Source organism: Polaromonas sp. P1_G4 (genome assembly GCF_056405475.1).
This window is the reverse complement of the sequence record NZ_JBFUCA010000203.1, coordinates 1-7,007: the sequence shown is the minus strand read 5'-3', so window position 1 is coordinate 7,007 and position 7,007 is coordinate 1. Positions and strand designations below refer to the sequence as shown.

Genomic DNA, 7,007 nt, shown 5'->3' with positions numbered 1-7,007 from the left:
CTCTTGATGGCGTTCATGTCGAAGAAAAAGGTGTTGATCATGGCCTTGGCATTGGTGCCCGTCATGAGTTTGGCGAGGTAGCGGCTTTCGATGCGAAAGGCGGTCTCCAGGTCCACCTGTGTGCCTTCCACCATGCAGGCCAGGATGGCTGCAGGCGCGGGGTAGAGGCCGCGCGTCTGCTTTTTGAGCATGGCGGGCGCGACGCTGAGCGCCGCGGCGATCTTGGAACTGGCCGGTGTGCCACCCGGGATTTTGTAGTCTCTGGCTTCCCAAGGGTGTTGGGCTTTGGGGTTGGTGGCGATCCAGGCRAGTGCTTTGCTTTGCAACCCGGCAGCATCAGGCACCAGCTCGTGCACCAGGCCCAGCTCAAGCGCCTCACGTGGGTTAAAGGTTTTACCCTCGACCAGATAGGGTTGCGCGCCCATCAAGCCAAGGTGGCGCGTCATCTTGGTCACGCCGCTGGCACCGGGCAGCAGGCCCAGCGTGACCTCGGGCAGGCCAAACTGCGTTTTACGGTCGTCCACCGCCACGCGGTAGTGGCCGACCAACGCGACTTCCCAGCCGCCGCCCAGTGCCGTGCCGTTAAGGCAACTAGCCACGGGGATGCCCAGCGTTTCCAGGGTACGGAAGTTTTTCTTGACGCGTTCGATCTCTGCGTAGGCCTTGGGCGCGTCGGCCGGTGTGAGGCGCATCACGGCCTTCAAGTCAGCGCCGGCAAAAAAAGTGCTTTTGGCGGAGGCGAGGATGATGCCTTTGAGGGCGTCCTTGTCTTTCACCACTTGGGCCGTGACTTCACTGAGATCGCCCTGCCATTGCAGGCACATGGTGTTGACGGGCGAGCCGGGCTCGTCGAACGTGATGGTGGCAATACCGTCACTCAGTTCATAGTGGATAGTTTTCATGGGAGAGGCTGGGAAAGGAGGGTTTTCACGGAAAACACCGCGGAACCGGCTTTGCCGGGCCGCTGGTGTTGCCCCCTTGAGGGGKAGGCGGCTGCGCAGCAGGCGCTTCGGGGGGGAGTCATATTCTTTCCACGATGGTCGCGATGCCCATGCCGCCACCCACGCACAGCGTGGCCAGGCCGTAGCGCAACTTGCGCCTGTGCAGCTCGTCGACCAGCGTGCCGAGGATCATCGCGCCGGTGGCGCCCAGCGGATGGCCCATGGCAATGGCGCCGCCGTTCACGTTGACCTTGTGGTGCGGCACCTTCATCTCTTTCATGAAGCGCATCACCACGGCGGCAAAAGCCTCGTTGACTTCGAACAGGTCGATCTGCTCCACCGTCATGCCGGCCCTGGCCAGCGCCTTGCGCGTGGCGGGCATGGGGCCGGTCAGCATGATGGTGGGGTCGGCGCCGCTCAGGGCGGCGGCCACGATGCGGGCGCGCGGCTTGAGGCCGTGGATTTTTCCGGCGGCTTCCGAGCCCACCAGCACAGCGGCCGCGCCGTCCACAATGCCCGACGAATTACCGGCGTGGTGCACGTGGTGGATGCGCTCGACCTGCGGATAGCGCTGCAGCGCCACGGCATCAAAGCCCATGCCGCCCAGCTGCTCGAAGGCCGGTTTGAGTGAAGCCAGGCCTTCCAGCGTGGTGTGGGGTTTGATGAATTCGTCTTCGGCCAGAATCGTCTGGCCCAGAAAATCCCTGACTGGTACGACGGAGCTTGCGAAGTGGCCAGCGGCGCGGGCTTGGGCAGCGCGCTGCTGGCTTTCGAGCGCAAAGGCATCCACGTCGGCGCGGCTGAAACCCTCCATCGTGGCGATCAGGTCGGCGCCTATACCTTGCGGCACAAACAGGGTGGCGCTGTTGGTCTCCGGATCTTGCGCCCAGGCGCCGCCGTCGGCGCCAATCGGTACACGGCTCATGCTCTCGACGCCTCCGGCCACCACCAGGTCTTCCCAGCCGGAGCGCACTTTCTGCGCGGCCATGTTCACGGCTTCCAGGCCCGAGGCGCAAAAGCGATTGACCTGAACGCCCGAGGCGCGGAAATCCCAGCCGGCCTTGAGCGCGGCCACCTTGGCAATCACCGCGCCCTGTTCACCCACCGGTGAAACCACGCCCATCACCACGTCGTCGATGGCCGCAGTGTCGAAGCCGCTGCGCCGTTGCAGGTCGGTCAGCACGTCGGCCAGCAGGTTGACGGGCTTGACCTCGTGCAGGCTGCCGTCTTTTTTACCTTTGCCGCGCGGCGTGCGGATGGCGTCGTAGATAAAGGCTTCGATGCTCATGATGGCTTTCCTCGGGAAGGCGGGAACGCAGGGCTGGCGGGGAGGGGCCGTTGAAGTATATGCATTTTGCAAAGCAGTCGCTTTGCATAAATAGACGAACGGAAAGCCGCGTTGCGTTGTAGTGGGCTAAGGCCTGACCTGACCTTCCTCAATTCCTGACCGACATCGTTCAGGGGAGGTGAATGCCCGCGATGAATCAGAGGTGCCGCGTCTCGGCAGGGGTGTTCCACCAGGCGTTGTTGCGCCCGTCCGAATAGTTGACCGGCGCGCTGATAAGTTCAGCCGGCTCGGCGTTGTCCAGCGCGGCGATGTTGATGGATACATAGTCGCCGCCTATCTGCTCCACGTAGCCCCGACCGAAAGGCCGCACGCCGCAGTGCCTGCAAAACAAATGGTGGCCGCTTTTGGTGCCGAACTGGTAGTCGCTCAGTTCGTTCTCGCCGGCCAGAAGCCGAAATGCGTCGGGTTTGATGATGGCGCCCCAGTTGCGGGTTTTGGTGCAGATGGAGCAATTGCAGCGGCCCGTGCCTTTGCTGAGGTCGATGTCGGCTTCAAAACGGACGGCGCCGCAGTGGCAGCTTCCGGTATAGGTCTTTTGCATGGGGCGACTCCTTGACGGTTGCAGGTTGTTGGGAAAATCCGGATATGACAGAATGTTGTCATGTCTGAAAGTATAGTTAAACGACAGCATGCTGTCAAATCGGGAATCGCCAACGAGGGGGTAGAGCGCACCCCGGCCGCCAGTTCCCTGAGCTGGCTGGTGGTGCAGGTGATGCAACTCAACGGCTTGTTGACGGCGGCCGGCGATGCGCTGGCGGCGCCGGCCGGGCAGACTTCGGCGCGCTGGCAGGTGCTGGCCGCAGTGGAAGACGCGCCGCTGTCGGTGGCACAGATCGCACGCGCCATGAACCTGACGCGGCAAAGCGTGCAGCGCGTAGCGGATTTACTGGTGGAAGAGGGGCTCAGTGCTTATGAAAACAATCCGGCCCATGCGCGCGCCAAGCTGCTGCGGCTTACGGCCAAAGGTCGCAAGGCCTTGCAAACCATACAGGCAGGGCAAAAAGTATGGGCCAATGCGTTAGCTGAGGGGATGAATGAGGCCCAGCTACGTGCCGCGAGCGCCGTGCTGGCGCAGTTGCAGCAGGCTTTGATGGTGCAGGAAGCGCCGCGGGAATAGTTGGAGTGCCGGCGCGTGCCGCTTAAGAGGGGTCTTTGCTGCGCGTGCGGCTCACGGCGCTGAAGATTCCAATCCCCAGGAAGATCAGCGCACCTATCCCGATGTACAGATGTGGCACGCCGGCCACCACGGCGCCCCAGATGACACCGGCCAGGAAAATCACGAAACCGATCATGTAAAGCGCAAAAGACATTTTCTTCTCCACGAAATGTTGTGGCCCCACTATGCGTGCCGTGGAGCCGCTGCTTTATCGGGTAGATGCGCTGATGGGTGTCAGCGAGGGCCTACGAATGGTTTCAGGAGGCTGCGGCCAATTCCGCCACCCCGGGCTTGAAGCCCTCCGGGAGGCCATTGCTTACGAGGCGGCCGCGCGGATGCATGGGACGCAGATATTGGTGAAGCACCAGGGCTGCAGCACCTACCGCTGAAGCCAGCAGGCCGTAACGCGCCACGCGCACCACCGGAGCGGTTACGCCGGCATGGGTGGCGTAGTTTTGCAGCGTCTCCTGGGCAACCCGCACCATGTCCGGAAAACGCTGGCAGGATGCGCCGCCCACCACCAGCACGCTGGGGTCGAAAGTGGTCCACAGGTTCTGCAGCAGCACACCCAGGTAGTGTCCCGACCGGTGAGCGTCCGCCAGCTGGCCCAGAGCACCCGAACCGATGAAGGCCTCCGCGCACCCACGCCGTCCGCAGGAGCACGCGGGTCCGTCGAGCTCCAGAATGCTGTGGCCGATCTCGCCGGCCATGCCCCGCATGCCGGTGAACAACCGGTCGTTGAGCACGATGCCCGCGCCCACGCCGACATCGCAGGTCACAAAAATCAGCGAGTCCTTGCCGTCGTTCTCCGAGAATTCGTATTCGCTCAGCGCGGCCGTGTCGGCTTCGTTTTGCACGTGCACCGGTACCGGAGGCAGGCCTGCATGAATCAGTGCCTGAGTGATCTGCGGCAAGAAGTCCACGTTGCGCCAGCCAAGGTTGGGGGCAAAGCGAACCACACCGGTGGTTTCGTCAAACGCGCCGGGCAGGCCTATGCCCACACCTGAAAGTTGCGCGCCGCGCAATACCAGCTGCGCCTGGGCCACTACTGTCAGGTCGGCAATCTGGCTGCAGACGTCTTGCGGCCGGGTGCCGCGCAAAGGTTCTTGCGTTGACCACAGCACTTGCCCCAGCAGGGACACGCTTACCACACGCAAGGTGTCGACTGCCACTTCCACACCAATCAGGCCGCGCGACCGGCAGTCGATTTGCAGGGGCGTGGAGGGCCGCCCCACACCGTTGACGGCGGCCATGCTGATTTCACTGAGCCAGCCTTCATCAATAAGTTCTCGCACCAGCAGGCTGACCGTCGACTTGGTCAACCCGCTATGGTTGGCCAGCTGCGCACGCGAGCGCCCCGGCTGGTTGCGCAGCAAGCGCATCAGCACACTGCGGTTGATGCGTTTGACAAGTTGCTGGTCACCTGTGGTTTTCATGGCCGATGGCATGGTTCAGGCAATGCGTTGCGGCGCCTGTGTTTTCCCTTCCGGCTGCTTGCCGGCGATGATCATGCCGAGAATCTGGTCTTCGTTCAGGTCGGCCGTGCGGTAAGTGCCGATCAGGCGGCCGTTTTTCATCACCGAGAGACGGTCGCTGAGCGAAAAAACATCCTGCATGTCATGCGTGATCAGGAAAATGCCCACGCCTTCGGCCTTGAGCTGGAGCACCAGGTTGGCGACCATGGCGGACTCCTCCGGCCCCAAGGCGGCGCAGGGTTCGTCCATGATCAGGATGCGGGCATTGAAATAAATGGCGCGCGAGATGGCCACCACCTGGCGCTGCCCGCCCGACAGGCGCCGCACCGGGGTGTGGATGTTGGTGAAGTTTTTATTCAGGCGGCCAAACACCTTGCGTGCCTGTGCCTCCATGAAGTAGTCGTCCAGCGTATTCCAGGCCGTCATTTTTTCACGGCCCAGAAACAGGTTGGCCACGGCGTCCAGGTTGTCGGCGAGAGCCAGTGTCTGGTAGATGGTCTCGATGCCCTGGTGTTGTGCATCGGCCGGGGTCCGGAGATTTACTTTCTGCCCCATCACATGGATCTCGCCCGAATCGATCGGGAAAGCTCCGGCCAGCATTTTCATGAGTGTGGATTTGCCGGCGCCGTTGTGGCCCAAGACGGCGACAACTTCGCCTGGGTACAGATTCAGGTTCACGCCGTCCACGGCATGAACGCCGCCAAARGCCTTGCGGATGTCCTTGAATTCGACCAGAGGTTCGGTAGTGATTTGCATTTCAGTGATCCATTGCGCTGCGCGCCACCCGCGACACATGAAACCGCACGGCAAAGGCCAGGGACACCGCGGAACCGGCTTCGCCGGGCCGCTGGTGTCGCCCCCTTGAGGGGGAGGCGCCGAAGGCGCTTCGGGGGTGTTTCATCCTAGCTTTCCTGTGCCCACTTGCGGTAGAGCACGTCAAATACCACCGCCACAATCAGCACCTGCCCGATGATGATCATGCGTTTTCCGATGGAGACATCCAGCAGCAGCATGCCGCTGTCCAGCGACTGCATGATGAGCGCACCCAGGACCGAGCCGATGATGGTGCCGCTGCCTCCGGCCAGTGCGGTGCCGCCGATCACTGCGGCGGCAATCACGAAGAGCTCCATCCCGGTGCCCAGCGAGTTGGTGCCTGCGTTCAGGCGGGCCACCGACACGATGGCCGCGATGGTGATGAGCACGGCGAGCAGGGCAAACAGCATGAGCGTTACCCGCTTGACCGGTATGCCGACCAGTACCGCGGCGTCGGGGTTGCCGCCCATGGCGTAAACATAGCGGCCAAAACGGGTGCGCTGGGAGATGAATGACATCACCACCGCCACGGCCGCCCAGATCAGCACCGGAATCGGGATGCCCTGGGGGGCGTCCTTGTTGGTGACCAGGTAGCTGTTCATGGTCGCGGCGAACGCGGCCAGCAGGGCCACCGGTGCCGCCACCAGCAGTACATCCACCCACACGGGCTGGTTGGGCATCTCATGGCGCGTGGAGGCACGGCGGCGCAGCAGCATGCGAACCACCAGCACCACACTCACGCAGGCGGTCAGGACCCAGGTGGCGGTCACGCCGATGCCGCCGTCATAGCCGCCGCCGAGTTGCAGAAAAGTCTCGTCGCTGACGGGCTGCGTCTTGCCGTCGGCCACCAGAAAAGCCGCGCCGCGCAAGGACATCAGCCCTCCCAGCGTGACCACAAAAGAAGGGACGCCGAGCATGGCGGTCAGCCATCCCTGGTACACCGACACCACCAGCGCCGCGGCCAGCCCGGCGAGTGACGCCGCCGGCCAGGACCATCCCAGGGTGTACTGAAGATAGGCGATGAGCACGCCGACAAAACCGATCACCGAACCGACCGACAGGTCAATATGCCGGGCCACAATGATCAGCACCATGACAGTGGACACGATGCCCACCACCGCGGTTTGCTGGGCAATGTTGTAGAGATTTTCAGGCGACAGGAAAATGCCGCCCGACAGGACCTGGAATACGCCCGCCAGGACGGCGAGCACGCCCCCCATGAACACCAGCCGCCAGTCGACAGCAGCGTTGCGCAGGAATCGAACGGGAAATTG

8 protein-coding genes are annotated in these 7,007 nt (G+C 62.9%); 1 reads left to right on the top strand and 7 read right to left on the bottom strand.

Annotated elements, in window-relative coordinates; all coding sequences use genetic code 11:
- From AC1D1X_RS11835 to AC1D1X_RS11825, 3 genes are all read right to left on the bottom strand, one after another.
- Positions 1-902 (bottom strand): enoyl-CoA hydratase-related protein (locus tag AC1D1X_RS11835; protein ID WP_477698323.1); only part of this gene is annotated, 902 nt, incomplete at its 3' end.
- Positions 903-1,020: 118 nt separating this feature from the next.
- A complete protein-coding gene (locus AC1D1X_RS11830; protein WP_477669375.1) occupies positions 1,021-2,229 on the bottom strand; it encodes an acetyl-CoA C-acetyltransferase in 1,209 nt (402 codons plus the stop codon).
- Between the two features lie 196 nt (positions 2,230-2,425).
- Complete coding sequence (locus AC1D1X_RS11825) at positions 2,426-2,830, bottom strand: GFA family protein (protein WP_477669376.1); 405 nt, start codon at positions 2,828-2,830, stop codon at positions 2,426-2,428.
- A gap of 60 nt (positions 2,831-2,890) precedes the next feature.
- On the opposite strand from AC1D1X_RS11825, the gene AC1D1X_RS11820 reads away from it, so the two are divergent.
- On the top strand, positions 2,891-3,406 hold the full coding sequence (locus AC1D1X_RS11820; RefSeq protein WP_477669377.1) for a MarR family winged helix-turn-helix transcriptional regulator: 516 nt from the start codon (positions 2,891-2,893) through the stop codon (positions 3,404-3,406).
- A gap of 22 nt (positions 3,407-3,428) precedes the next feature.
- Here AC1D1X_RS11820 and AC1D1X_RS11815 read toward each other — a convergent pair whose 3' ends face one another.
- The 4 genes from AC1D1X_RS11815 to AC1D1X_RS11800 form a co-directional block, all read right to left on the bottom strand.
- Positions 3,429-3,599 (bottom strand): hypothetical protein, encoded by a 171-nt coding sequence (locus AC1D1X_RS11815; RefSeq protein ID WP_457280702.1) that lies wholly within the window; start codon positions 3,597-3,599, stop codon positions 3,429-3,431.
- Between the two features lie 103 nt (positions 3,600-3,702).
- A complete protein-coding gene (locus AC1D1X_RS11810) occupies positions 3,703-4,881 on the bottom strand; it encodes an ROK family protein (RefSeq protein ID WP_477669378.1) in 1,179 nt (392 codons plus the stop codon).
- 15 nt (positions 4,882-4,896) lie between these two features.
- Positions 4,897-5,676: an ATP-binding cassette domain-containing protein gene (locus AC1D1X_RS11805; protein ID WP_477669379.1), complete on the bottom strand. Its 780-nt coding sequence runs from the start codon at positions 5,674-5,676 to the stop codon at positions 4,897-4,899.
- A gap of 146 nt (positions 5,677-5,822) precedes the next feature.
- Positions 5,823-6,953 (bottom strand): sugar ABC transporter permease, encoded by a 1,131-nt coding sequence (locus AC1D1X_RS11800; protein WP_477669620.1) that lies wholly within the window; start codon positions 6,951-6,953, stop codon positions 5,823-5,825.
- Between the last annotated feature and the right edge of the window lie 54 nt (positions 6,954-7,007).

What these genes read in the sequence shown, in the direction of transcription:
- AC1D1X_RS11800 (WP_477669620.1), bottom strand. Translation starts at nt 6,953, where the DNA reads ATGGGGGGCGTGCTCGCCGTCCTGGCGGGCGTATTCCAGGTCCTGTCG.
- AC1D1X_RS11820 (WP_477669377.1), top strand. Translation starts at nt 2,891, where the DNA reads ATGTCTGAAAGTATAGTTAAACGACAGCATGCTGTCAAATCGGGAATC.
- AC1D1X_RS11815 (WP_457280702.1), bottom strand. Translation starts at nt 3,599, where the DNA reads ATGTCTTTTGCGCTTTACATGATCGGTTTCGTGATTTTCCTGGCCGGT.
- AC1D1X_RS11825 (WP_477669376.1), bottom strand. Translation starts at nt 2,830, where the DNA reads ATGCAAAAGACCTATACCGGAAGCTGCCACTGCGGCGCCGTCCGTTTT.
- AC1D1X_RS11810 (WP_477669378.1), bottom strand. Translation starts at nt 4,881, where the DNA reads ATGAAAACCACAGGTGACCAGCAACTTGTCAAACGCATCAACCGCAGT.
- AC1D1X_RS11830 (WP_477669375.1), bottom strand. Translation starts at nt 2,229, where the DNA reads ATGAGCATCGAAGCCTTTATCTACGACGCCATCCGCACGCCGCGCGGC.